The sequence below is a fragment of the Roseivirga sp. BDSF3-8 genome, from assembly GCF_041449215.1.
GTDB lineage: Bacteria > Bacteroidota > Bacteroidia > Cytophagales > Cyclobacteriaceae > JBGNFV01.
The window spans coordinates 3761913-3785371 of record NZ_JBGNFV010000001.1 but is presented as its reverse complement, the minus strand read 5'-3'; the positions used below and the strand labels follow the sequence as shown (position 1 = coordinate 3785371).

Below are 23459 nucleotides of genomic sequence, written 5' to 3'. Positions count from 1 at the left end.
CAGTAAGCAGGTAAGGCTTACTCGTATTTAAGGTATTTGACGGGATTTGCAGAAGACGTTTTCAGGGTCTGGAAACTGATAGTTAGCAAAACAACCACCAGTACAACGATCGTGGGCATAAAAAATAATAGCCAACCAATCTGTATGCGGAATGCATAATCATCCAGCCAGTTACTGATGCCGTAATAGGCTATTGGCCAGGCTATCAGGCTGGAAATGATTACCATTATAAGATAGTCCTTCGTGATAAGCTGAATGATATTGCTGCGTGAAGCTCCAATAACTTTCCTTACACAAATCTCCTTGGTACGCTGAGCCACCATAAATGATGAAAGTCCGTAGAGGCCCGTACAGGCGATTATAATAGCGAGCAACGTAAAGAAGCCGAAAAGCTGACCAAACTGCCGGTCGGCACGATACTGCGTTTTGAAAAAATCATCCAGGAAGAAGTAGTCAAAGGCGTTGCTTGGAAAAATCTGCTCGTAAGTACTGCGAACATCAGCTACCAATTCATTCATATCAGCCTGATCGTCCAGCTTGAGCGAATAAAAGATATTGCTGCTGTTGTTCAGGTAAAAAATGATCGGTACGAAATCTTTCTTAAGATATTGCTGGTGGTAATTCTTAGCTACTCCTATAATTTCCTGTTCGCCATAGGCGCTAATCCGCGTACCCACAGCATCCTGAGGGTTTTCATATCCTAACTGCCTGGCAGCCGCCTCATTTACTACCACTGCATGGTAGTCAGTGCCATAATCTCTCGAGAAATTACGACCAGCCACCATGTTGACTTTGAAGGCCTCGATAAAATCATAATCCACCCACACCAGGCTGTAGGTACTTACCTCATCCACTGGAGCATCCACCGGCCGGATCATACCCCCTACTGTATAGGTTTCTGAGCCCGGCACCGCTCCCGTAGCTGAGAAGGCCCGCACCCCCGGCAAGTCGATCACCTCCGTTTTCAGGGTTTCTATTTTCCTTTGATACTCCTCGCTGTCAGGCACGTAGGCCGGCGCTTTTATCACCAGGGTTTTATCTATTTCTATACCCAGGTCCTTATTAGCCATATACCGGATCTGGCTATATACGGCAATCACACCTACCAACATCATTACAGATATGGTAAATTGGAAGACCATGAGAGCTTTTCTGAACGAAAACCTGCCCGTACTGAACCTGGCTTTACCTTTAAGGGCCACCACCGGGTTAAACCGGGATAATACCAGGCTGGGGTAGAAGCCGGAACTGACAGTACCCAATAGCCAGAGCAAAAATACCGCACCCCAGAACCAGGGCTGAACCCACGTCTCACCCACAGGAGGAAGAGCTATATCTATCAAATCTCCGGCCTGAGTCATGATGAAAAAAGTAAGTAGCAAGGCAACTACTATAGCAAAAAAGTTGATCATACCTGCTTCTATCAGGTACTGAAAAAATAATTGTGACTTATGGGCGCCGATAGCTTTACGTATACCGATTTCCTTTACACGGCGCATGGCACGGGCAGTAGCCAGGTTCACATAATTTATCCAGGCTATCACCAATATGAAAAAACCAATGATAAGCAGGTAATTCACCAGGTCACCGTTGCCGTTTATCGAGGCTTCATTTTCCAGGTCAGAATAAAGGTGGATGCTCTCTACTGGTTGTAGTCTTACCCTTTCCTCCGTATTAGTCTCAGCTAGCTTACTCCCCTTATACTTCATAAAAAGGCTGCTGAATTCATTTTCCAGCTGCATCGGGCGCGCGTCCCCGTTTATGCTCACATAGGTATAAGCTGTTGAATTTTCCCAGCTATCTTCAGGCTCCACAGGCAACCCTTTGGTTGTATTGTATGAGAGCATCAACTCCGGTCTGATGTGAGAGTTCTGAGGAAAATCATCATACAGCCCTGTAACTACCAGTTCTTCACTGACCGCCCCCACCCTTAGCGTGAGACTCTTTCCTACAGGGCTTTCATCTCCGAAATATTTCTTTGCCGTTGAACGTGACAGCACCACAGATCCCACATCCTGCAAAGCTCTGGTCTCACGTCCATCGGTTAGCTTAAAGCCAAATACCTCAAATACACTGGGGTCAGCCGCATATAACTGAGCTTCTATAAACCGGATATTGTCCTTTTGAATCACGGCAGTAACAGGGCGTAACCTTACCGTATTTTCCACTGTGCTGAATTCAGACTTGAGGGCAGGTCCCAAACCAGGGTAAGTTGTCGCCCGCTCTACTTCAAGCTGTCCGCTCTGATAGCCTTCCAGCGCCACTCTGTATACATTTCGGCTATTTTCAAAGTGCTGGTCATAGCTCATTTCGTACACACCGTACTGTATAATTAGCAGAAACCCGGCAAAGCTTACAGCCAGCCCCAGCAAGTTGATAAATAGCGATGTGGTGTCTTTAGTGAGCCCTCTAAAAATACTCTTGAAGTAGTTTTTAAGCATTTTAAAAAAAATTTGGTTGACAGGCTGTAGATAATATACGAATTAAATAAATCTTGTAAAGATTGTTTCCTATAAAATTGGATTGCAGCACCATATCAGGCGGCCCCTTTCCCCCAGTTATCCAACTCCTCTGTGGAGTGTAAATCCGGGAAAAATATAATCCTTTGCCGTTTTGGCGGCAGGTACTCCTTCCAGTTTGTGCCTCCGGTGCCTTTCACTCCGCCGCCAAGGTGAGTGGCTGCTGCCCGATAGTGCATCAAAGGCCAGTCTACATTAGCCAGCTTATCCATTTGCCGCAGCGCATTCTTTATTTGTTCACTACAGGCTCCTCCCCGGTAGTACTTCAGGTAAAGGGCATAAAGGTTAGTTGTTGCCTTTTCTTCCGCCAGTCGAATCAGTTCCCTGTCGTATTGTATTTCAAAGTCCTTCAGAGACTGATCTTTATTACCTGTCAAACGGCTCTTGGCTCCGTTTTTCCAGTAAATGCGTTGGTATAATTCCTCTGAAGCCATACCCTCTTTAAGGCCATCGCTGCCATGCCCGCATAAGCATCTCAGCGAGGTGGCATTAAGCTCAATCATGCGGTACTGGGCAGACTGAAATCCGCTGGCCGGTGTGAGACTCGTACGAAACTGCAAAAATTGTCTGGCATCCAGCCCCTCAGTCATCACCTCCATTGAGGTTACTAACTGTCTGAAGTACCGGCATATCCTTTCGCATTTTTCCAGAAAAAATGCTTCATCCACCGGCCGGTCCTCCCGGGTAATCTGCTCCATTTCCCAAAGTATCATTCGGAAATACAGCTCAGCTACCTGGTGATAAAGGATAAAAACCATCTCGTCCGGAAAAGACGTTTTAGGGTTCTGCGTACTCAGGAGAGTGTTAAGCCGGAGGTAGTCCCAGTAGTTTTGGTAAGAAGACCTGTAAAGACCCTCCAGGTGACACGAAACACTCTGTTCACTACTGTCGAACTTAGTTAATAGTTGTTCCAGATAATGCCTGCCATTTTGATCCAGCTTGTTCAGCACATCCATTTCAAAAAATCTAGAATGAAAAATCAAGATCTGCGCCGGCCTGCTCTACTTCCGTAGCGCTATGCCGGTGATCACTAAAAATAAAAAGTCCGCTAACCTCTTCGTAAAGAGCCCCCAGCTCCTGCCAGGATATTACGGGCTTCATCAGGCCATCCTCCTCCCACCTGTCAGGAGTTATGGAGATAGCTATTGGATTCAGGCCGGAGGCCTGCTTAAGGCGGCACAGTAGGTCAGGATATACATCCTCTACTACTAATAGAAATATGACCAGGGCAAATTTCTCAGCCATTTTCATATTAGCCTGGTGGTCAGCCACCAGTTCATCGTCTCCCTTTCCTGTTTTAAGGTTTCGGTTATACACCTCTTTTATAAAAGGAATATTGAGATAATCTATGAATGAAAAAGTAAACCTGTCATTTGTCAGGTGTTGCCAGCTCTGGAACAACTCCTGCACCCTTGCATTGACAGGCAGCAAAGCCTTTATTTCCTGTCTAATACGATGGTCGAGCTCACGGCTCAAAGTAGATGTGGTTAAACATCTGAGGTAGCAGAATTGCCCAGCCAATCAAAAGGTTCCACGGGCTTTAGCCACAGGTTCATGAGTGGCTAGCCACTTCATGCATAATTCCTTTGAGTTATACTCTTTAAAAGCATGCTTGGACTCGGGCGTTACAATGCCCATACTGGTATTTCCAGAGGGCAAAGGAATGAGCCAAACCTAGTAACCACGACCAAGCAAATGATTTGTAGAAAAGTACTGGCCGCGAAACGGCAACCTCGTATGCTAGTCAGTATCACACAAAGGAATAAAGGCATCAAATCCAGGCGTTCTTTCCCCCTGAACCATACGCTGCTATATCTCTGTGCAGGTAATCGTAGCCCCGGTTTATTCTGCAGGTAACACTTCCTATCCATAGCATCTACTACCCAGCGAGCAGTGGCGGGTCGGGATTTTCCGCTGGTCCTGCATTTATAGACTACGGCATGCAATCCATCATTTGCTTCCGATAAAATATCCTTTACAAGTACACCGGTTGTTATATTAATGCCGATGGGAAGGTTCTCGGTCATTTTCCAGCACCCGCGGTCCATTTGAAACGAATCTCATCCCGGAAATTCACTCAGGCCAACTTCCGGCCTATTAATAAAGGCATCCTTATCAGTACCTGAAAAGTAGCGCAGGCCTAATTTCTTGAAATGCTCGTTTTGAGAAAGTATAGTGCCGATATCTCCACCGTGGATTCACCTACTTTAGTCGTAGCCTCGGGTAAGGGAAAGTGAGCTTTCTAACACCAAAAGATCTATTTCCGGAAAGTTCAGGGTAAGCTGACGGGCTAGCGTCAGACCTGCAAGGCCACCTCAATTATGTCATCATAAGAATGACACTGATTGACAGAACAGAAAAATCCCATTAATGGTGTGTCTAGACATACCAAATCCAGTCAGCTCATATAGAGCCTACAAAATACAACATAGCCGGGTATAAAAACAGGGAAATAAAATTGCAGTCAGATGATGAGTATAGGTCAAATAGCCTCAGAGCATAGAGAACTATGGGTCAAGTAGTTAAACAAAGATTAACTGCAATTCTTAATAAAAGAAAGTGGTAGTAGAATTAAAAGCTATAGTCTGGCTGAGTAAAAAAATAATTAACACTTTTGGATGAGACAGGGCTTCGCCAATGCACAGTCCCATTTTTTAGTGATAAAATGAGTACTTTTTGCTTAAAATAAACACGGGAACACTCCCTTAGTGGTCTAGTAATTTTAGTCATTTATTAAACTCCGCGCAAGTAATCGCATAGAATATTTTTAGGGTCTATTGTAGCATTTGGGTATGGCTTACAAAAAGGTAAATATAATTTCTCGAAAAAATACATACAATAAGCACATGAATTATTACTCATAATTACTCTATTTCACATCCAATAAAGAGTTATTCTAATAAATTGGCCTACATTTAATTCCATATGAAATAGTAATTCGGGGGTTTATTCACCAGAAATAGATAAGCCACCATGAACATTTCAAGATAAGTCAATCGAAAATTGAAAAAGTGAACCTAATTATTCTTCCAGGCTTACCCCATTCTCTTCCTTCGCTTTTTCTTTGCTTTCTTCCAGCCCGCCAAGAAATGTAGCGTAAGGGTATAGGGTATCAGACTCTTCCAGGATAATTTTTACTACGCCAATTAATGGGATAAAAAGCACCATGCCACTGATTCCCCAAAGCATCCCCCCCACAATCACAGACAGCAACACGGCAAAAGCATTGATTTTGGTAGAGTTACCCACCAGCCACGGACGGAAAATATTTTCCTGCGCAAGGTTAGCCAGGTATATAAGGCCCAGCACCAACCCTGGAATTAGGAGGGAGTCCTTCGTAAGTAAGGCAAACCCTACAATGACCACATTGGCGATGATTTGTCCGATGTAGGGAATCAAACTCATAATGGCCAGAAAAAGCGCAAAGAATAGCGCATACTGAATACCCAGAATGAGCAGGATCAAATAATCCATCGCGAAAGTAAGTACAGTGAGCCAGAGAAGCCCTTGCAGATACTGTCGAATCACATGCTGTGCCTTATACATAAGGTCCTTCATGGACTCCTGCCCGTGTTTCTGGTACCGTCTTTCGATAAAAACGGTAGGTAGCTTACGGAAATAGAGGATAAAGTAGATCAGGATGGGCTGAATACCTATGTATAACAACGTGTCACCCATAGTAGTAAGCTTATTGATAAAGTCCAGTATTACAGCTTCCCCCCTCTCTATCATCATACCTTGCAGGTCCACCTGCTGACCGAGCCCCTTAAAGTTACTTTCTACAAATAGCCTGGCATTGTCCAGTGTAGCCTCGAGCTTGCCAAATATTGAAGGTAAGTTTTTGGAGATCTGCACCACCTCAAAGCCAAGGAAAAACAGAATAAACCCAACTATGATAATGAAAACAGTAAGAGAAATAATTATCGCCAGAGGCCGGGGAAGGCTACGCCTTTCTAAAAAGTTAGAAAGAGGCAGTAGTAAAAATGAAAATAATAAGGCATATATAAGCGGTATTAGTATTTCTCTGCCCAGATATAGCAAAGCAATAATAAAAGCGATGAGAAATGCACGATAGCAGGCTACCGCGAGTCTGTCTTTTAGGCTAGATTGATTTTGATCCATAGATATGATGCGCGTCTATGTAAAATCAAAAATAAACCGGATTGTTTTTACTATTCGCAATACATAGAGACGGCACGGGCACCGGCCTCCTCACCTGCGGAGGCACTCCGCCTGAAATAATCACAGGCACGTTCCCTTTCATTTTCAGCCAGATAGGCACGGCCCATAAATACATTGATCAATGGTATCTCCTCTTCCATGTCATCTGCCTTTTTTAAAAGCTCAATAGCCCGCTGGCTATTACCCGACAGCAGATAGTAGAGCCCCAGGTTCCGGTAGCCCCAGGCATTCGAATTATCCAGCCGCAGGCTTTCCTGCACGTCTTCAAGTCCCTCTTCCAGGTCACCCTTAAGCAGCAGGATGTAGCCGCGGTTATTTAGAAAATATGGGTTGAAGGGCTCTTTTCGCAGAGCCTGCTTTACAGACGCCAGGGCCGCCGTGGTATCACCCTGCTCTATCTGTATCAGAGACAATGTATTATGTCCGAGGGCCACTTCTTCATTCAGAGCAAGGCCTTTTTTCACATCAGCTTCAGCCTCTTCCAGGTTACCCAGGTAATAGTTTACCGTACCACGGTTCACCCATGCGTCTGCATTTTCAGGGTCAAGTACCACTACCGTATCCAGCCTGGCCAGCGCACTTTCATAGCGCTTTAGCATCGCCTCAGCCGACGCCATAATGAAATACAATTGCGCATTACTTTCTTCCCGCTGGATCAGCCACTCGAGGTCGCTCAGCACTGCATAGTAATTACCCAGCTCCATATTGGCATTCACACGGCTAATGTATGCCTCTGTCATAGATGGATTTAGCTGTAGCGCCCGGTTATGATCATTCAGAGCCTCCTGGTACTTCTTAAGCTCAAAGTATGCCACCCCGCGGTTATTATAAGCCGCCGCGAAAGTATCCAGCTTTTCCACTGCCTGGGAATAATAATACACTGCAGTGGCATACTCCCCCTTATTCAGCGCTCCTTTTCCCTTTTGAAAAAAGCTTTCCGCCTGCCGTACGTCAGGGTCACCACAGGATACCAGCAGTGCCATAAGGCATAGTAGGGTTAGTGAAATTGCTTTCATAGAATTAATTACTGATCCCAGAAACTTCTGTTCCTGTTAAGTTTCAGGTCCTGTAGTATCGAAGATTTAATATTGACAGTGAGGGAATAAGACTGAAAACGACCAAATGGCGTCCAGTTAAAACGCATCTGCCAGCAGTTCAGGTCCCGGTTAATCGCCAGATTGGTTAGCGTAAATTCTTTTCGCTTAAAGTCATAACCAGAGTTGAACGTCATCTTCCACTTATCGGTGATATTCAGACTACCATTGAAAGTGACCGAAGAAATAATATCGCTTTCCTGGAAGCCTATCTTGGCATACGACAGCGAATACTGCAGCCGCAGGTTCCAGGGGATAGAAAAGTCCACATATTCCGCTCTCAATGCCGAGGTAGGCATATTAGGGTTCTCCCGCTCTATGTCGTCAAGCTCCTGTTCATTTTCCCGTGCCTTGGGGTTCAGGCTCGTGCCCAGCGCCAGGTTCACCCGGCTAAACTGCCCGAAACCGCGTCCGTAGTTCCATGAATAGCGATCCAGGCGGGTTTGCTGTACCACCCGGTCACCGGAGCGATTAATATAGGCAGAATCTAGGCGGTACACATACGGGTCCAGGGTTCCCGTCAGGTTTATATCCAGCTTATTGTTAAATATCCGGGTGCGTGCCGTCAGGTTTATGGTAGAAAGTTTAAACTGCTCAGCGGCAAAGTTGTATGAGGCACTCATACCCAGGTTATCTATCAGTGTAATCTTGGTCGGCTTCCCTGTAGTATCATTCTTAGCCAGCAGCTTACCCTCAATATTATTACTAACAGAAAAAGACAGACTATTACTTACTCCCCGGCCAGGTGTGCCATAAACAAATCCATTGTAACGGCTAAGCAGGTCCGTGGTCCCCATAGAGTCCACCACCACCTCCTGGTAGAACCCATACCGGGGGTCTGAAAAATCAGGCCGGTAGCTATAAGATAGGCTGGGTATCATGATATGCCTCACAGCTTGGAGGCGCTTATTTTTCAGGTAAAATGTCCCGTACACCCTGGTATTCAGGCTGGCACCGGTGCTAAAGCTATAAGCCCGGCTAAACTGGTTCAGCGTATCTATGACTATCGTTCCGCGCTCCGCCGTGTAATCACTATAATCCAGTTGTCGCAGGTACCAGATCTCTTCATAGTTAAAATTAGGGTTTACCGTAAAATACTTGAAGAGTTGCAGAGAAGTGCTTACCGGAATGGTATGCCTGAAGCCATTCCGTGCATTTTCAAGAAGTTCAGGCAAAGTGGCGAAATTAAAAGGAGCGATACTGTCCCTTCCTTCCGCATTTGTAAGGCCCGGAAGTTCATTAGTAATGCGGTTTGTCGCATTCATCGTATACGCGATATTCAGCTTCTCCAGCCAGCTTATGTCACCCGCTACCCCCTTAAAAGGATAAAGACGGTTCATATTAACCGCCAGTTCCGGTAGTTGCAGGTTTACCTCACCGGTAGCAATATTCTGATCATGCCGCGCACTCACCGACATATTGAAGGGGGTACCTACAAATGACTTACTGTATTGTACACTTGAGTTAAAGGTCTGCCGGATATTCTGGCTTAGGTCCCGCGTAGGGTTATTATTGTTAAAGCTTGAAGTACCCGCATTTACCGAAGCCGAAAAACGGCTGGTTCCGCGGCTTTGTGGCTGGTGGCTCCATCGTATCCAGAAGTCCTTCTGTATTACCGAGTCCTCCTCATTCTGCCCCACCCGCTGTTTATTGTACTGCAGGTTTAAGTTACCGTTGTACTTATAGCGCTTACGATAAGTGCTTCGCACATTCAGACCCTGGGAACCTTTAGAGTATATCTCCCCGGTAAGGGCCAGATCTACGTAGTCACTGATTGCGAAGTAGTAGCCCCCATTTCTCAGGAAAAAACCCCGGCGTCGTTCCTCCCCGTAGGTAGGCACCACTATGCCCGAGGCCCGCTTATCCGGCATAGGAAACATGCCAAAAGGAAAAAGTAAGGGAGTAGGTACATCACCTATGTACATAATAAAGGGGCCTGTCACCACCTTATCATTCGGTATCAGTTTAATGCGTTTACTGCGGATATAAGTAGAGGCATCCGGATCGTCACAGGGGCAAAATTTACCTCCCTGTATATAAAGATTATCTTCTTCGTCCTTTTTTACCGATTCGCCAAAAAGATAGCCCTCATCCTGCTCCTTTGCCACCCCCGAAATAAAGGCTTTTCGGGTTTTGAAGTTATATTTCATCTGCCTGGCCTCAAACACCTCTTCGCCTTCCTTAAAAATAGGCAGACCCACCATCGTGCCCGTACTGTCTTCCCGGCCCTCGGCAGTTACAGAATTAGTGAGATAATCAATAACAATCTGGTCAGCCTGTAGCTCTATAGTACCATAGGTGATCTTAGCATCACCATAGAGGTAAACTTTTTGGCCCAGCAGATCCATATTTGTTGAATCTTTGGCAGAATACTTGATAGTAGTTCGTATATCACCCTCTGGCTGGCTTGTGGCTGTATCCTGCGATACATTACCTATATCAACTACGTCGGATTGTGTAATAACCACAGAATCAGGCTCGTTCTCGTTTATAGGCTCAGAGGAGATTTTTCTTTCTCCTTCGGTCTGAGCCAAAACGGACAGCCCGGAAAACATGAACACTATGAAGCTTATGAGACTTCTGGATTTACGCACCCGCTTTTTCGGTTTTACGGAAAAATTTTCAATTTTGCGTGGTAAAGTTATTGTTTTAAGACCTAACAAGCGAAAGGTGGCGAAGAATATTATTTCCATCTCATGCATTTCCCTCTTTTTGGTGATGTGTTCCTTTAGCTCTCTGGACTTGAGACAGTATAAGCTCCGGAAGGTGGTAATCGACGCAGGACACGGAGGTAAGGACCCTGGTAAGCTGGGGAAAATATCTAAAGAAAAGGATGTAGCTCTCTCCATTGCGTTAAAAGTAGGCGGATATATTGAAAAATATCTTGATGATGTAGAAGTCATCTATACCAGAAAAGACGACCGCTTTGTGGAACTTATAGACCGCGCAGGAATTGCTAACAAAAATGATGCAGATCTTTTCATCTCCATCCATGCAAATGCGCATAGTACCTCAAGTCCCTATGGTAGTGAAACCTATGTAATGGGTACTCACGTATCACAGGCAAACCTGGATGTGGCAAAAAGGGAGAACTCTGTTATATTGCTGGAGGATAATTACGAAGAAAAATACGAGGGATTTGATCCCAACTCACCCGATTCTCACATTCTTTTCAGCCTCTATCAGAGTGCATACCTTGAAAGTAGCCTGATGATGGCGAGAAATGTGGAATCCCAGTTTAAAAATCGTGTGGGAAGAAAAAGCCGCGGAGTAAAACAAGCTGGCTTTATTGTGCTTTATAAAACATCCATGCCTAGCGTTTTGATCGAGCTCGGATTTATGAGCAACGATGAAGAGGAGAAATACCTGAACAGCGAAAAAGGACAAACGTATCTGGCATCCGGAATTTTCAGAGCCTTCCGTGATTATAAGGAAGAGATCGAATCGATGAACTAAATTCATTATAGTGAAACTGACCAAAGAGGCTAAAGTAGGACTGCTGGCGGTAATCGCCTGTACAGTGCTTTATGTAGGATTTAAATTTCTGCAGGGGATCGATTTTTTTAGTAGCCAGAATACATTTTATGTCGTCTACGATGACATTGATGGTCTTACACCTTCAAACCCTGTACTGCTGTCAGGTATGCCAGTGGGCCGTGTGACCACTATCTCTATCTTGCAGGAAGACAGCAACCGAGTGCTGGTGGAGTTTGATGTAGACGGCGAGATTTTGCTCGGTGATAATGCCGAAGTAGCACTCCACAACAGTGACCTGCTCGGCAGTAAGGCACTGCTGCTGCACGTTGGCAGCCTTAACTCCCTGGCCGAGGACGGTGATACCCTCACCTCCCTGGTGGAAAAAGGCCTGCCGGAGATGATCCGCGAAAAAGCGACCCCTGTTATCGAAAATATTGACAGCACGCTGTATAAAATCAACCTCATTGTAAGTGAGCTGGCCGATAACCGCTCCAGTATGGGGAGTGCCATCAGTGAAATGGATTCTGTAGCTAAGGAGCTTAAGTATACCCTGCGTGAAAATCGCCGCAGTTTACGCCAGGTGAGCAATGACATGAGCGAAATCACTGCTGCACTTACCGATGAAGAAACAGGCATTAGACCATTGCTGACTAGCGTAAATGGTATTGCCGACAGTGTACAGAACCTGCAAATGAAGGAACTGTCTGAAAAGACTCAGCAGACCATCGACAACCTGAACAAAATCCTTGTTCAACTTGAAAACCAGGAAGGCACAATGGGTCGCCTGCTCCACGATGACTCACTTTACACCAACCTGAACAGTACCGCCGAGGACCTCGACAAATTACTGATTGACCTGCGTCAAAACCCCGGCCGTTACGTACATTTTTCTATCTTTGGGCGTAAGAACGACAAGCGCGACGAATAGGTAAAGAAGATTAATTCACTTCTTTAAAATAATAAGCCTGTACAGTCGTCATCCGGTATCGTTCGGGTCGGCAATGTGCAGGCTTGTTTTTTGATGCGCACTCAATCATAAACCCTTTTCCTGATGAATATTGAATTCAACCGCAACGAAGACGAAATGAAACAAGCCGTCTTCCGGCTGAAGTCCCACCTGAAAAAGGTATACCTGGGCGGTGGTGAAAAAAAGATCGAATCTCAGCACAAAAAAGGTAAGCTCACAGCTCGTGAACGTATTGATTACCTGACAGACGAAGGCAGCGAGTTCCTGGAAATCGGAGCGCTGGCCGGTGAAGGTATGTACAAAGAATACGGAGGTGCCCCCGGCGGCGGCGTAGTTACCGGAATTGGCTACATAAAGGGTCGCCAGTGTGTGATCGTGGCCAATGATGCTACCGTGAAGGCTGGTGCATGGTTTCCCATCACAGCTAAAAAGAACCTGCGCGCCCAGGAAGTAGCCATGGAAAACAGGCTGCCTATTGTCTATTTAGTAGACAGTGCCGGTGTGTTTCTTCCCATGCAGGATGAGATATTCCCCGATAAAGAACATTTTGGCCGCCAGTTCCGCAACAACGCAAAGATGTCCAGCATGGGTATCGTGCAGATAGCCGCCATCATGGGTAGCTGTGTGGCCGGCGGTGCCTACCTTCCCATCATGTCGGATGAAGCCATGATCGTGGACAAAACCGGATCTATATTCCTTGCCGGTTCATACCTCGTAAAGGCCGCTGTGGGTGAGGATATCGACAATGAAACCCTGGGAGGAGCCACCACCCACTGTGAGATATCTGGCGTTACGGATAACAAATTTGAGAATGACCAGGAAGCCCTCGATGCCATCCGTAACATCTTCGATAAAATAGGCTCTTACGATAAGGCCGGCTTTGACCGGGCAGAACCTGCCGCTCCCAAAGAGAGCCAGGAAGAACTTTACGGCATTATGCCCGCCGACAGGGTTAAGCCGTACGATATGCACGACCTGATTGCAAGGCTGGTAGACAACTCTGAATTTGAGCCCTACAAGGACTTGTACGGTCAGACCATTATTTGCGGTACCGCCCGCATTGATGGGTGGGCCGTGGGCATTGTGGCTAACCAGCGCAAGGTGGTGAAGAGCAAAAAGGGCGAAATGCAAATGGGTGGCGTAATCTACTCTGACTCTGCAGATAAGGCTGCGCGCTTTATAATGAACTGTAACCAGCGCAAAATCCCTCTCGTATTCCTTCAGGACGTGAGCGGATTCATGGTAGGTAGCCGTGCCGAGCATGGTGGCATTATCAAAGACGGAGCAAAAATGGTAAATGCCATGGCCAATTCGGTTGTGCCCAAGTTTACTATTATCGTGGGTAACAGCTACGGAGCCGGTAATTATGCCATGTGTGGTAAAGCATATGATCCACGCCTGATTTATGCATGGCCCACCGCGCAGCTTGCAGTTATGAGTGGTGCCAGTGCTGCCAAAACCTTATTACAGATAAAAGTAGCCACGGCAAAAGCCAAAGGGCAGGAAATTAGCAAGGAAGACGAGGAAGCAATGCTCAAAGAGATCTCTGATCGGTATAACGAGCAGCTTAGCCCTTACTATGCCGCCGCCAGACTCTGGGTGGATGGTATAATAGACCCGCTGGAAACCCGTAAGGTGATCAGCATGGGTATTGAGGCAGCAGATCACGCTCCTATTGAAAAACCCTTTAATGTAGGGGTGATCCAAACCTGATATTTGATAAAATAACACATGGAAGAGCGGGAATTGAAGGCCCTGGTGTCGTTGCTCGATGAGCAGGACAGCGATATCCTTGGCCAGGTGGAAAATAAAATTATTTCATTAGGAGAAGAGGTCATTCCTTTTTTGGAGGGCCAGTGGGAGAACTCAATGGACCCGCTCGTCCAGAAACGTATAGAAGACCTTATCCATCACCTTCAGTTTGAAGGACTGATGAATAAGCTTGCAAAATGGAAAGAGGGTGAGCAGGACCTGCTGGAAGGCATGTACCTGCTTGCCACCTACCAGTACCCGGACTTGGAGCTCGATAAGCTCCGTAAGGATCTGGAACAAATCTATTACGAAGCCTGGCTTGAATTTAAAGGCGACGCTCACCCCTTCGACCAGGTCAAAAAGCTGAACAGCGTACTTTTTAACAAACTCCGTTTCAGCGCCAATACGAAAAACTTTCATGCCCCTGGCAATAGCATGCTCAATATTGTGCTGGAAAGCCGCCGTGGCAACCCTATAAGCCTGTGCGTACTGTATATGCTCGTAGGCCGCAAACTTAAGATGCCCCTCTATGGGGTCAACCTACCCAACCTTTTTATACTCACATACAAATCCGAAGAAGTCCAATTCTACATTAATGCCTTTAACAAAGGCCTCATATTCAGCCGTGCAGATATTGATAATTACCTGAATCACCTGAATCAGGTACCCGATGATATATTCTACCAACCTTGTACCTCGCTGGATATAGTGCTCAGGGTTTTACGAAACCTGGTGGTTAGCTTTGAAAACCTTGGCGACCATCATAAGGCCGATGAGGTTAAACAATTGCTGCGTGTCGCGTCTGATGGGCGGGAAGGATTCTGATATTATTTAGAATCATTCCAACCTATCCGAGAGAGGCTGTGTCTTAATCATCACAAATACTAAACCTCTTTCAAGAATGAACAGAATCCTCACCAGGGGTTTTATAGCAATGTTGGCCATGTATTCCGGCCTCCTGCTTATGGGTTGTTTTTACATCGAAGACGACGATACCCCACCCTTTATTGATGTAGGCGAACCTTACCATAATTATGATCCCATCTACATGGATCGTGACGAGTTTGAAGGCGCAGTCGGCAGCGAAGCCCCGCGTCAGCTTAGCGCCCTGGGTAAGATTTGGCGATACAACAACCTCCTTCTGGTAGGGGAACGCTATCAGGGAATACATGTCATCGACAATACCAATCCGGCATCTCCTGTCATCATAGCATTTATAAGTATCCCCGGCAATGTAGATATGGCCTTAAAGGGCAATCGCCTTTTTGTGGATAGCGGCCCTGACCTCCTTTCCCTGGATATCTCGGATGTAAACAACATACGTGTAGTAGAAAGGGTACCCAACGTATACATCGAAGTAGGCATGACCGACCCTGACGGATTCTACTACTCATTTACAAATCAGGATAACCAGGTACTTGTAGGCTTTAAAAGAATAGACGAATGAGAAAGGGTCTTTTACTTCTGATGATTACCGGCACCTGCCTGTTTAGTGCCTGTGAGAGCGATTCAAGCGAGAGTATTGCCCCCGGTAGCCCTACAATGGACTCCGGCGGGGTAAATCGCGGAGGCTCTATGGCCCGCTTTTCACTTGCAGGAGATGAGCTGTACGTGCTCACCCCGAATAAGCTTACCTACTTTGATATAAGTAATCCTGAAAATATCTCCTACACCGGTAGCCAGTCCCTGGAGTTTGGTGCAGAGACACTCTTCCCCTATCGCGGGCATCTCTTCATTGGCACTACTACCGGCATGCTTATCTATGATATCTCGGATCCAAAGGCCCCTTCATTTATCAACAGATACGAGCATGTCCGCTCCTGTGATCCGGTAGTGGTCCAGGATACCATCGCTTATGTCACCTTACGCAACGGCACAGCCTGCTGGGGGGTAAATGAGCTGCATATTCTTAATATTTCTGATATGCAGGACATAAAGCAGATTGGCTCTTACCAGATGGATAACCCTCACGGGCTGGGTGTCGACGGCAACCAACTCTTTTTATGCGATGGGTTTTCTGGCATGAAGGTATTCGATGTGGCCGATCCCTATAATATCAGGCAGACGCATCAATACAATCTCGGCCACACGTATGATGTTATCCCCCACCGGGGCCTCGCCATAGTAGTAGGTAATGAGCACCTCACTCAATATGAGTATACCCCTGATGGAAACATAGAGGAGCTGAGCAGCCTGCCAATATTCCGCTAGGGCGGTACAGGATTTTTGGGTAGATGCACGAACCCGTCGGGGGAAAAACCTCCGGCGGGTTCATCTTATCGGGCTGTGGATAACAATTTACCCCCGCCATCTATTTCTAAATAAAAACACTGTGCATAATACCCGCAAAATACTGCGTCTGATGAGCCGGTCGGCAAACTGGCTCCAAAACCAGAAATTTTATCTGAAGAAGAAAACAGGCCTGCTCCGGCCTCCTCGAATTCTACCATTTCGTGGCTTCGGAAACCTGAATGAAATGCACATTCGCGGGCGCGTGGTGGAAGATAAAGGACTGAGTAAGCCAGACCAATCCGATGGTGTATGGGCTAATATGAAAGCCATGTATAAGCGATACACCAGTAATGAGATTCCTTATTGCACCCTCAAAGTCAACTTTTTTGATCAGGAAAAAATCGTAAACGCTAATGAAGAAGGCTATTTCCGGGCCGATTTTACATGGAAAGGCCTGCCTGAGCATCAAAATGAGTGGTTTCAGGTACAAATATCACTTGAGGATGATGAGTACAAGAAATTTGGGGATATAAAAGCAGCAGGCGAAGCCATGGTGCCTCTGAGCGGTAGCCAGTACGGTGTGATATCAGATGTGGATGACACCATATTGGTAAGTAAAGCCACTACACTTTACCGCAAGTTAAGGCTAATGCTCATGAAAAATGCACATACCCGGCTACCTTTTGAGGGCGTATCGGCTTTCTACAGGGCATTGCAGCGGGGAGATTGCCAAACATGTTATAACCCAATCATTTTCGTTTCTTCCAGCTCATGGAAGCTTTATGATTTATTAGTAGACTTTTGCCGGGTTAAAGGCATCCCAAAAGCCCCTTTCATGCTGCGCCAGTCCAGACTTGATGAATTTAAGTTCATCAGTGATATTCACAAGAACCATAAGATGATCCAGATACAGCGGATCATGGAAACGTTCTCAGACCTGCAGTTTGTATTGATAGGCGATAGTGGACAGAAGGATGCTGAAATATATAAATGCGTAGTGGAAGACTACCCCGGGCGTGTAAAACAGATCTACATAAGGGACGTAGTCGGCCCTAAAAGGCATGAATATATTAAGGGAATAAGTACCGAGCTAAAGGAAAAGCACGGTGTAGACATGTGCCTGGTAAAGAATACCGTAGAGGCTGCCGAAGATGCGGCTGCCAAAGGCCTTATTTCCAGGGAAGACCTTCCTGCCATCAGAGGAGAGAAGGAGATGGAAGAAGGGCAGCCTTCAGACCTGCAGAAGATCATGAGCAGCGAGGAGACCGTAGCCTAGAGCCTCGTTACTTCAGGGTGCTGTTGCAGCACACTGATTATAAAATTGATGTGATCATCAGGTTCAACCTCCAGTTTTTCCATTCCAGCCTGTACTTCATCACGTTCCACAGAGGCGGCGAAGCTTTTTTGCTTCAGCTTTTTCTTAACCGACTTAGAAGTCATCCCCTCCAGCCCATTAGGCCTTACCTATGCGCAGGCAATAATAAAGCCCGTGATTTCATCACAGGCAAGTAATCCTTTATCCAGAAGAGATTCATAGGGTACCCCCCACTTCGTGTAGTGGGCGGATATGGCATGGGCAATTTTTTCCTCCCCCTTTTCACGCAATAGTCCCACTACCTTATCAGGGTGCTGTTCCGGGTATTTATCGTAATCGGCATCATGTAGCAAGCCGGCTACCGCCCACTCTTCAGTATCTTCACCAAGCTTCTAAGCATAGGCCCTCATTACTGATGATACTGTATAGGCATGCCTAAGCAAGGCCTCGGACACAGTCATTTCTTTTAAAATAGATTCGGCTTCCTCAAATGTCATAGCTTTGATATAATAGAGCGGATAAAATAGTAAAATGTACTTACTATTTTATCCGCTCAGGGTCTCAACTAATATAGTTATCTCCTTAATTTGTCAGGAGCTCATCCTCCATGCTATCAGCCTTATTTTCGTAATCTTTCATCATTTTAAGCTGCCTTGCCGTCCAGGCACGTACATCATCGTCATATCCTTCCGTAGCAATTCGTTCTGCTTGCCTTCTTTTTTTCTGTAGTTGTGACTCTATTGTGGTCAGAAATGCTTCATCAAAATTATCCTCGTCCGTATCGAGCAAGTCCTCCAACTCATTCCGGTGGGCTGAACTCATTTCTTCCGGCAGCACAATGTCTTTATCATCAGCCACCTTATCAAGGTCTTTAAGGTAGAATTCCATCTTTTCAGATATCTCCTTACCAAACTCAGCCACCTTACGGGCATAAGCTCTGTTTGAGGCAGTGTCACCTGCAGCTTTAAGCATAAGGCCGAAGCTTTGCATTTCTACCAGGAACTCCGCATCATCAAGCAATTCCCTGTTATCCGAAAATCGGTTTTGGTTTTTATCCATGGCGTCATCGTATGACCTGCCGCCACCCAGCACAGAACATCCCATGATAAAAAGGCCCAAAGCAGCTATCAATATATGTGTAGTATTTCGTATCATTTTTTTCAATTGATGTTAACTATTCTACTAAACAGGTAAGGTTTTGAACTGTTTGGAGGCCTAATAATGGTAAGTGTCTATTTTTTTGCATATTATCAGAAAACAGAGAGCAATTATCTATCTTTGCTTTCTTAATTAGATTTTTTCACCTGATACAAAGCCGTCAGTATGTCAGCTTTAACAAAAGAGATTTTTTCAGGACCCGGTCAGAGACAATTGCTGGAGCAATTGCCCCAGGTTACTTACCTTCTGGATATGGAAACCGGCGAATGCCTTTTTGTAAATGACCGTTTCTTCGAGCTCCTGGGATACGAAAACAGAGGACAAAGCCAGCCTGCTTCTCTTTTCAACGAGCTTCTGCTTCCTGCGGATAAGGAACTATTCCCATTTACGCGTGAAGACAGAAACACAATTAACGATGGCGGCTTCGTACCTGTAGAGTATCGGTTTTACCATCGTGACCGCAAGGTCATTACCATGGCCGGCAGAAACACCCGCTTTACGTTTCCCGAGTCAGGCACCACCTGCGTGCTCGGCAACATTATGGACATCACTGAGCAAAAGCAGAAAGAGCTGTCTCTCAGGACTAACCATGAAGCCTATGAATATGCTGTTCAGCACTCGGAAATAGCCATCAGTGTGTTGGATAAAAAAGGGCATTTTGTCCACGTGAACCCTAAGTTCAGTGAGATTTACGGATACCGCTATAAGGAGATCATAGGAGAGCATTTTACTGTTCTTGCTCCCAATGAAGACCGTAAAAGCCTTTGGAATGAGATTTTTGATGAGATCCTGGATTCTGAGGGCGTATATGATGGTGAATGGGTAATGGCTACCAAAACCGGGGAAATGCTCACGGTAACCTCACGTAATTATCACCTTGATAATAATGAAGGCCGCAGGCAGGTGATTCAGTTTCTCAGGATTATTTGATCCTGTAAAGCCCGCTCCATTCTTACATTCAGCGAATGTCCGTATAAAAGATTCGGCAATACCCCTGGCTCATGCATATGTTGTAGCTGAAATACATTGAATCCATGAAAAGAAAACTGTTTATATATGCAATCCTGATGATGGCGATGGGATTGCATGGCTGTAACTCTGCTGACCAGCGTGAGCAACTGCTTAGTGAAGTAAATGAGGTGCACGACGAGGCCATGGAAAAAATGGGCACCCTGGTAAAGCTGCAAAAACAACTCACACAAGTAGCTGACAGCCTGCGTAGTGACTCTCTCAATGACAATTCTGCACGGGTGGATCAGGTAGAAGTCATAATTGCAGAACTAAGGGCTGCCGATGAGAATATGATGGACTGGATGCACCATCATAGTGAAACACTCTCCACTCCAATGAGTGAAGAGGAAGAGATGACTTTTCTGCAAAATGAAAAAGAAACGATGCAGGAAGTAAAAGCACAAATGGAAGCTGCCATAGCTAAAGCCGAGCAGCAACTTGAAGATATATAAGTAGCCTCTTCTTACCTTCTACCTGCTTTGCCTCATCCTTTTTTTTGGCATACGTCGGGCATTCTGCTAATTTAGCCCTCCACAATTGCACTACACATGACTATTGATTTCAGTAAAGGGGATGGCCTTGTGCCAGCCGTGGTTCAGGACGCTACCACACTTAAGGTGCTCATGCTTGGCTATATGAATAAAGAAGCACTGGCTGCCACCCGCGACAGCGGTAAAGTGACTTTCTTCAGCCGTTCCAAGAAGAGGTTATGGACAAAAGGAGAAACCTCTGGCAACTTCCTGGCTGTAAAGGACATAAAAGTAGACTGTGACAACGACACCCTACTGATAATGGCAAACCCGGCCGGCCCGGTATGCCATACCGGATCAGATACATGCTTTAACGAGGCTAATCAGGGTAAAGCCCCCTTTCTGGATTACCTGGCTGGTATTATCGCCTCCCGCAGGCATGACAGCCCGGAAGAGTCCTACACCAGCCAGCTATTTCAAAAAGGAATTAATAAGATCGCTCAAAAGGTAGGGGAAGAAGCCGTGGAAATCGTTATTGAAGCCAAAGACAATAACGACGACCTGTTTAAAGGGGAAGCAGCCGATCTCCTCTTTCATTTTCTTGTATTGCTGGAGGCTAAACAAATTACGCTGGATGAAGTCATAGCTGTATTACAGGAACGGCATCAAAAATGAATACTACCCCTGCTCAGCTCCCTCACGCCCTCGTCATGATCAGGCCCCGGAGCTTCGGCTCCAACCCGCAAACGATAGGCTCTAATACATACCAGCAAACCGATGAGGGTCTCGCCGAGGAGGAAATGAACGAGCAGGCAAGAAAAGAATATGACGACATGGTAGCCGCTTTAAAAAAAGCGGATATCACCGTGCTCTCATTCGATGACCGGACAGACCCCGTTTGCCCGGATGCTATTTTCCCGAATAATTGGTTTAGTACCCACCCTGATGGTACATTAGCCCTGTACCCTATGATGGCAAAAAACCGACGGACAGAACGGCGGCAGGACATCGTAGATTACCTGGAAGCACATTACGAATTAAAGCAGGTAGTCAATTTTGCTCCGTTTGAAAAGGGGAGCCGGTTTCTCGAGGGCACCGGCAGTATGGTATTTGACCACACCCATGGTATAGCCTACGCCTGTCGTTCTCCACGAACTCAACAAGAGGTGTTTTATAAAGCCTGTGAGACGCTTGGCTATAAAGGCATACTATTCGAAGCCCGTGACGAAGGTGGCAGGCTAATCTATCATACAAATGTCATGATGTGGATAGGCAGTAATATAGCCGCCCTGTGCCTGGAAGCCATTCCGGAGAAGCAAAGAAATGAAGTACTTACCAGCCTGGAAGCAAGTGGTCGTGAAATTCTTTTACTTACCCAAAAGCAGGTTAATAGCTTCGCCGGCAATATGCTGGAGGTATCAGACCCTGAGGGTAGCCCGCATGTGGTCATGTCTGCCGCTGCCTGGGCCAGCCTGGACAGCAAACAGCAAGAGCTAATAAAATCACAGGCTCACCCCCTGCCCCTTTCACTGGATCATATAGAAAAATACAGTGGAGGCAGTGCCCGCTGTATGATGGCTGGCATACACCTGCCCTTGAAACCGGGGGCAACTCCCTGAAAACATAAAAAGAGGCTGTCTCAAAAGTGTTGAGGCAGCCTTTACTTTTTTCTTTCCAGGCTCATCTGCTGTAAATGCTATTGATGATCTGTTTTCTTTTGGCGAAGAAAACAGGCTCTCTATGAAGCCTTTTTGAGCAGGTTATGTGCAATAGCCAGTAGTCCGGCTTCTATTTCGACTTTCTCTGTTCCCCGCATCATAAATCTGCGGAAGCCCCGGTTGTGTTTGATGGCTGCGAACACAGTTTCTACATCTGCCGGTCGCTGCTTGCGATGAGCTATTCCCTGGTCACTCATAAGCATATCCCGCACTTTTTGCTTGTGAGTTCTAAGGTTATGATTGATCTCAACTATCCGGTTGCCTTTTGCTTTAAAACAACCGCTCCTTAATGGACACTCCAGGCAGTTTCTGGCCTGATATTGTGCATAAGTTTGTTCATAACCCGACTTAGTTTTTGTTTTTCGCTTTCCTATATGATCCATTGGCTGGCCTGCCGGGCAATAGATCTTATCCTGCTCTTCGTTGTAATGCAGGTTCTGAGATTTAGATATGTCTTGCTTCCATTTTCTGGTTTGCTCCTTATGGAAGTAATTATACTTTACATAGGCCTTCTCTACTTTATCTTTCAGATAGTCATAGTTCTCTTCGCTACCATATCCTGCATCAGCGCATATAGTGTCAGGCAGGGTGTTATATAACTGCTGATAGTTCTTAAGATGGGGTTGTAACGTTAGGGTGTCGGTAGGATTTTGATGGATCGTGTAGTTTACCAAGTATTGATTGGAGGTGCTGATCTGAAGGTTATAGCCCGGCTTGAGCTGTCCATTTCGCATATGGTCTTCCTTCATCATCATAAAGGTTGCATCGTGGTCAGTCTTTGAATAGCTGTTTCGTTGTCCCAGTATAGCTTGCTTCTGCTGGTATTCAGCCAGCTTCCCAGGCCAGTTTTTTCGTGCATAGGTAAGCTTCTGCCTCTTCCCTTTTGCTATCTTCTTGCCCGTGAGTGCCTGGTCAATCCTATCAATAGTATCACTAACCTTTCGAGCATCGATTTTGCTAAAATCAGGCTTTTCCTGATATAACTCGTCTTCTGCCACCCGCTGGGTATAGTCCCACAACTCTTCAAGCTGTTGGCTTATCTTTTCGGTATTGGTCTTAATAGACCTGCCCCACACAAACGTGTAGCGATTAGCCTGGGCTTCTATCTTGGTGCCGTCGGTGTAAACTGTCTTTAAGTCCAGTAGGCCCTCATCAACTAAGAACATTACAATCTGAGCAAAGATCACCTTCAGGCTATCTTTCAACCGATCGCATCGAAAACGGGCAATAGTGTTATGGTCAGGCTTGTTCATACCTGCCAACCACATGAAGTGAACGTTTTGACCAATAGCTGCCTCCAACTTGCGGGTAGAGTAGATATTACTCATATACCCGTAAATCAATATTTTAAGCAGCATCCTTGGATGATATACTGATGTACCGCCAGGCTTATAACCAGTCAATAGAGGGGCAATATCAAGACGATCGACCACTTCGTTGACCACCCGAACTGGATGGTCTGCCTCTATTAACTCCTCCAGGCTCGGAGGTAAAAGCATAATTTGCTTGGGGTTGTAGTCTTTAAAAACTATCTTTTCGCTTATTGACACAACTCAAGATATCA

General features: G+C 45.9%; 20 protein-coding genes and 1 pseudogene. 11 read left to right on the top strand and 10 right to left on the bottom strand.

Going from position 1 to position 23459, the window contains the following annotated elements; translation table 11 throughout:
• Nucleotides 1-17: 17 nt before the first annotated feature.
• The 6 genes from AB9P05_RS16040 to AB9P05_RS16015 all read right to left on the bottom strand — a co-directional run bounded on the left by AB9P05_RS16040 (nt 18) and on the right by AB9P05_RS16015 (nt 10389).
• Entirely contained in the window at nt 18-2441 is a 2424-nt protein-coding gene (locus AB9P05_RS16040; protein ID WP_371909841.1) for an ABC transporter permease, read from the bottom strand.
• 95 nt (nt 2442-2536) lie between these two features.
• The gene (locus AB9P05_RS16035; RefSeq protein WP_371909840.1) at nt 2537-3475 is read right to left on the bottom strand and encodes a tryptophan 2,3-dioxygenase family protein; all 939 of its coding nucleotides are present in this window, start codon (nt 3473-3475) and stop codon (nt 2537-2539) included.
• Nucleotides 3476-3485: 10 nt separating this feature from the next.
• Nucleotides 3486-3995: a hypothetical protein gene (locus AB9P05_RS16030; protein WP_371909839.1), complete on the bottom strand. Its 510-nt coding sequence runs from the start codon at nt 3993-3995 to the stop codon at nt 3486-3488.
• A gap of 1545 nt (nt 3996-5540) precedes the next feature.
• Complete coding sequence (locus AB9P05_RS16025) at nt 5541-6641, bottom strand: AI-2E family transporter (protein ID WP_371909838.1); 1101 nt, start codon at nt 6639-6641, stop codon at nt 5541-5543.
• Between the two features lie 50 nt (nt 6642-6691).
• Nucleotides 6692-7684 (bottom strand): tetratricopeptide repeat protein, encoded by a 993-nt coding sequence (locus AB9P05_RS16020; protein ID WP_371909837.1) that lies wholly within the window; start codon nt 7682-7684, stop codon nt 6692-6694.
• A 41-nt stretch (nt 7685-7725) separates the two neighbouring features.
• Nucleotides 7726-10389, bottom strand: coding sequence for a putative LPS assembly protein LptD (locus AB9P05_RS16015; RefSeq protein ID WP_371909836.1), 2664 nt, complete (start codon nt 10387-10389; stop codon nt 7726-7728).
• Nucleotides 10390-10513: 124 nt separating this feature from the next.
• Between AB9P05_RS16015 and AB9P05_RS16010 the strand changes: the two genes are divergently transcribed.
• From AB9P05_RS16010 to AB9P05_RS15980, 7 genes are all read left to right on the top strand, one after another.
• Nucleotides 10514-11251 (top strand): N-acetylmuramoyl-L-alanine amidase, encoded by a 738-nt coding sequence (locus tag AB9P05_RS16010; protein ID WP_371911363.1) that lies wholly within the window; start codon nt 10514-10516, stop codon nt 11249-11251.
• A gap of 10 nt (nt 11252-11261) precedes the next feature.
• Nucleotides 11262-12200, top strand: coding sequence for an MlaD family protein (locus AB9P05_RS16005; RefSeq protein ID WP_371909835.1), 939 nt, complete (start codon nt 11262-11264; stop codon nt 12198-12200).
• A gap of 123 nt (nt 12201-12323) precedes the next feature.
• Entirely contained in the window at nt 12324-13952 is a 1629-nt protein-coding gene (locus AB9P05_RS16000) for an acyl-CoA carboxylase subunit beta (protein ID WP_371909834.1), read from the top strand.
• A gap of 18 nt (nt 13953-13970) precedes the next feature.
• Nucleotides 13971-14816, top strand: coding sequence for a transglutaminase-like domain-containing protein (locus AB9P05_RS15995; RefSeq protein ID WP_371909833.1), 846 nt, complete (start codon nt 13971-13973; stop codon nt 14814-14816).
• 76 nt (nt 14817-14892) lie between these two features.
• On the top strand, nt 14893-15438 hold the full coding sequence (locus tag AB9P05_RS15990) for a hypothetical protein (protein WP_371909832.1): 546 nt from the start codon (nt 14893-14895) through the stop codon (nt 15436-15438).
• Entirely contained in the window at nt 15435-16202 is a 768-nt protein-coding gene (locus AB9P05_RS15985) for an LVIVD repeat-containing protein (RefSeq protein WP_371909831.1), read from the top strand. Before AB9P05_RS15990 ends, AB9P05_RS15985 begins: the two co-directional genes overlap by 4 nt.
• 121 nt (nt 16203-16323) lie before the next feature.
• Complete coding sequence (locus AB9P05_RS15980) at nt 16324-17499, top strand: App1 family protein (protein WP_371909830.1); 1176 nt, start codon at nt 16324-16326, stop codon at nt 17497-17499.
• On the opposite strand, the gene AB9P05_RS15975 is transcribed toward AB9P05_RS15980, so the two are convergent.
• The 3 genes and pseudogenes from AB9P05_RS15975 to AB9P05_RS15965 form a co-directional block, all read right to left on the bottom strand.
• Entirely contained in the window at nt 17496-17663 is a 168-nt protein-coding gene (locus AB9P05_RS15975) for a hypothetical protein (RefSeq protein ID WP_371909829.1), read from the bottom strand. The two genes, AB9P05_RS15980 and AB9P05_RS15975, sit on opposite strands and share 4 nt — an antisense overlap.
• 24 nt (nt 17664-17687) lie before the next feature.
• Nucleotides 17688-17915: pseudogene (locus AB9P05_RS15970) on the bottom strand (HD domain-containing protein); the annotation flags it as partial.
• Between the two features lie 205 nt (nt 17916-18120).
• A complete protein-coding gene (locus tag AB9P05_RS15965) occupies nt 18121-18693 on the bottom strand; it encodes a DUF4142 domain-containing protein (RefSeq protein WP_371909828.1) in 573 nt (190 codons plus the stop codon).
• A 168-nt stretch (nt 18694-18861) separates the two neighbouring features.
• Here AB9P05_RS15965 and AB9P05_RS15960 point away from each other — a divergent pair, with 168 nt between their 5' ends.
• The 4 genes from AB9P05_RS15960 to ctlX all read left to right on the top strand — a co-directional run bounded on the left by AB9P05_RS15960 (nt 18862) and on the right by ctlX (nt 21796).
• Nucleotides 18862-19626 carry a PAS domain-containing protein gene (locus AB9P05_RS15960; protein WP_371909827.1) on the top strand — a complete coding sequence of 255 codons (765 nt, stop codon included), beginning with the start codon at nt 18862-18864 and terminating at the stop codon, nt 19624-19626.
• Nucleotides 19627-19730: 104 nt separating this feature from the next.
• Nucleotides 19731-20159: a hypothetical protein gene (locus AB9P05_RS15955; protein WP_371909826.1), complete on the top strand. Its 429-nt coding sequence runs from the start codon at nt 19731-19733 to the stop codon at nt 20157-20159.
• A gap of 96 nt (nt 20160-20255) precedes the next feature.
• Nucleotides 20256-20852 (top strand): bifunctional phosphoribosyl-AMP cyclohydrolase/phosphoribosyl-ATP diphosphatase HisIE, encoded by a 597-nt coding sequence (gene hisIE / locus AB9P05_RS15950; protein WP_371909825.1) that lies wholly within the window; start codon nt 20256-20258, stop codon nt 20850-20852.
• Entirely contained in the window at nt 20849-21796 is a 948-nt protein-coding gene (gene ctlX, locus AB9P05_RS15945) for a citrulline utilization hydrolase CtlX (protein WP_371909824.1), read from the top strand. The genes hisIE and ctlX overlap by 4 nt, the downstream gene beginning before the upstream one ends.
• A 119-nt stretch (nt 21797-21915) precedes the next feature.
• On the opposite strand, the gene AB9P05_RS15940 is transcribed toward ctlX, so the two are convergent.
• Nucleotides 21916-23439, bottom strand: coding sequence for an IS1182 family transposase (locus tag AB9P05_RS15940; RefSeq protein WP_371911333.1), 1524 nt, complete (start codon nt 23437-23439; stop codon nt 21916-21918).
• Nucleotides 23440-23459 lie beyond the last annotated feature (20 nt).

Bases quoted from the DNA above. Each gene is read 5' to 3' on its own strand.
- AB9P05_RS16040 (WP_371909841.1), bottom strand. From the start codon at position 2,441: ATGCTTAAAAACTACTTCAAGAGTATTTTTAGAGGGCTCACTAAAGAC.
- AB9P05_RS16035 (WP_371909840.1), bottom strand. From the start codon at position 3,475: ATGGATGTGCTGAACAAGCTGGATCAAAATGGCAGGCATTATCTGGAA.
- AB9P05_RS16025 (WP_371909838.1), bottom strand. From the start codon at position 6,641: ATGGATCAAAATCAATCTAGCCTAAAAGACAGACTCGCGGTAGCCTGC.
- AB9P05_RS16020 (WP_371909837.1), bottom strand. From the start codon at position 7,684: ATGGCACTGCTGGTATCCTGTGGTGACCCTGACGTACGGCAGGCGGAA.
- AB9P05_RS16010 (WP_371911363.1), top strand. From the start codon at position 10,514: ATGTGTTCCTTTAGCTCTCTGGACTTGAGACAGTATAAGCTCCGGAAG.
- AB9P05_RS16000 (WP_371909834.1), top strand. From the start codon at position 12,324: ATGAATATTGAATTCAACCGCAACGAAGACGAAATGAAACAAGCCGTC.
- AB9P05_RS15995 (WP_371909833.1), top strand. From the start codon at position 13,971: ATGGAAGAGCGGGAATTGAAGGCCCTGGTGTCGTTGCTCGATGAGCAG.
- AB9P05_RS15990 (WP_371909832.1), top strand. From the start codon at position 14,893: ATGAACAGAATCCTCACCAGGGGTTTTATAGCAATGTTGGCCATGTAT.
- AB9P05_RS15985 (WP_371909831.1), top strand. From the start codon at position 15,435: ATGAGAAAGGGTCTTTTACTTCTGATGATTACCGGCACCTGCCTGTTT.
- AB9P05_RS15975 (WP_371909829.1), bottom strand. From the start codon at position 17,663: ATGACTTCTAAGTCGGTTAAGAAAAAGCTGAAGCAAAAAAGCTTCGCC.
- AB9P05_RS15965 (WP_371909828.1), bottom strand. From the start codon at position 18,693: ATGATACGAAATACTACACATATATTGATAGCTGCTTTGGGCCTTTTT.
- AB9P05_RS15960 (WP_371909827.1), top strand. From the start codon at position 18,862: ATGTCAGCTTTAACAAAAGAGATTTTTTCAGGACCCGGTCAGAGACAA.
- AB9P05_RS15955 (WP_371909826.1), top strand. From the start codon at position 19,731: ATGAAAAGAAAACTGTTTATATATGCAATCCTGATGATGGCGATGGGA.
- hisIE (WP_371909825.1), top strand. From the start codon at position 20,256: ATGACTATTGATTTCAGTAAAGGGGATGGCCTTGTGCCAGCCGTGGTT.
- ctlX (WP_371909824.1), top strand. From the start codon at position 20,849: ATGAATACTACCCCTGCTCAGCTCCCTCACGCCCTCGTCATGATCAGG.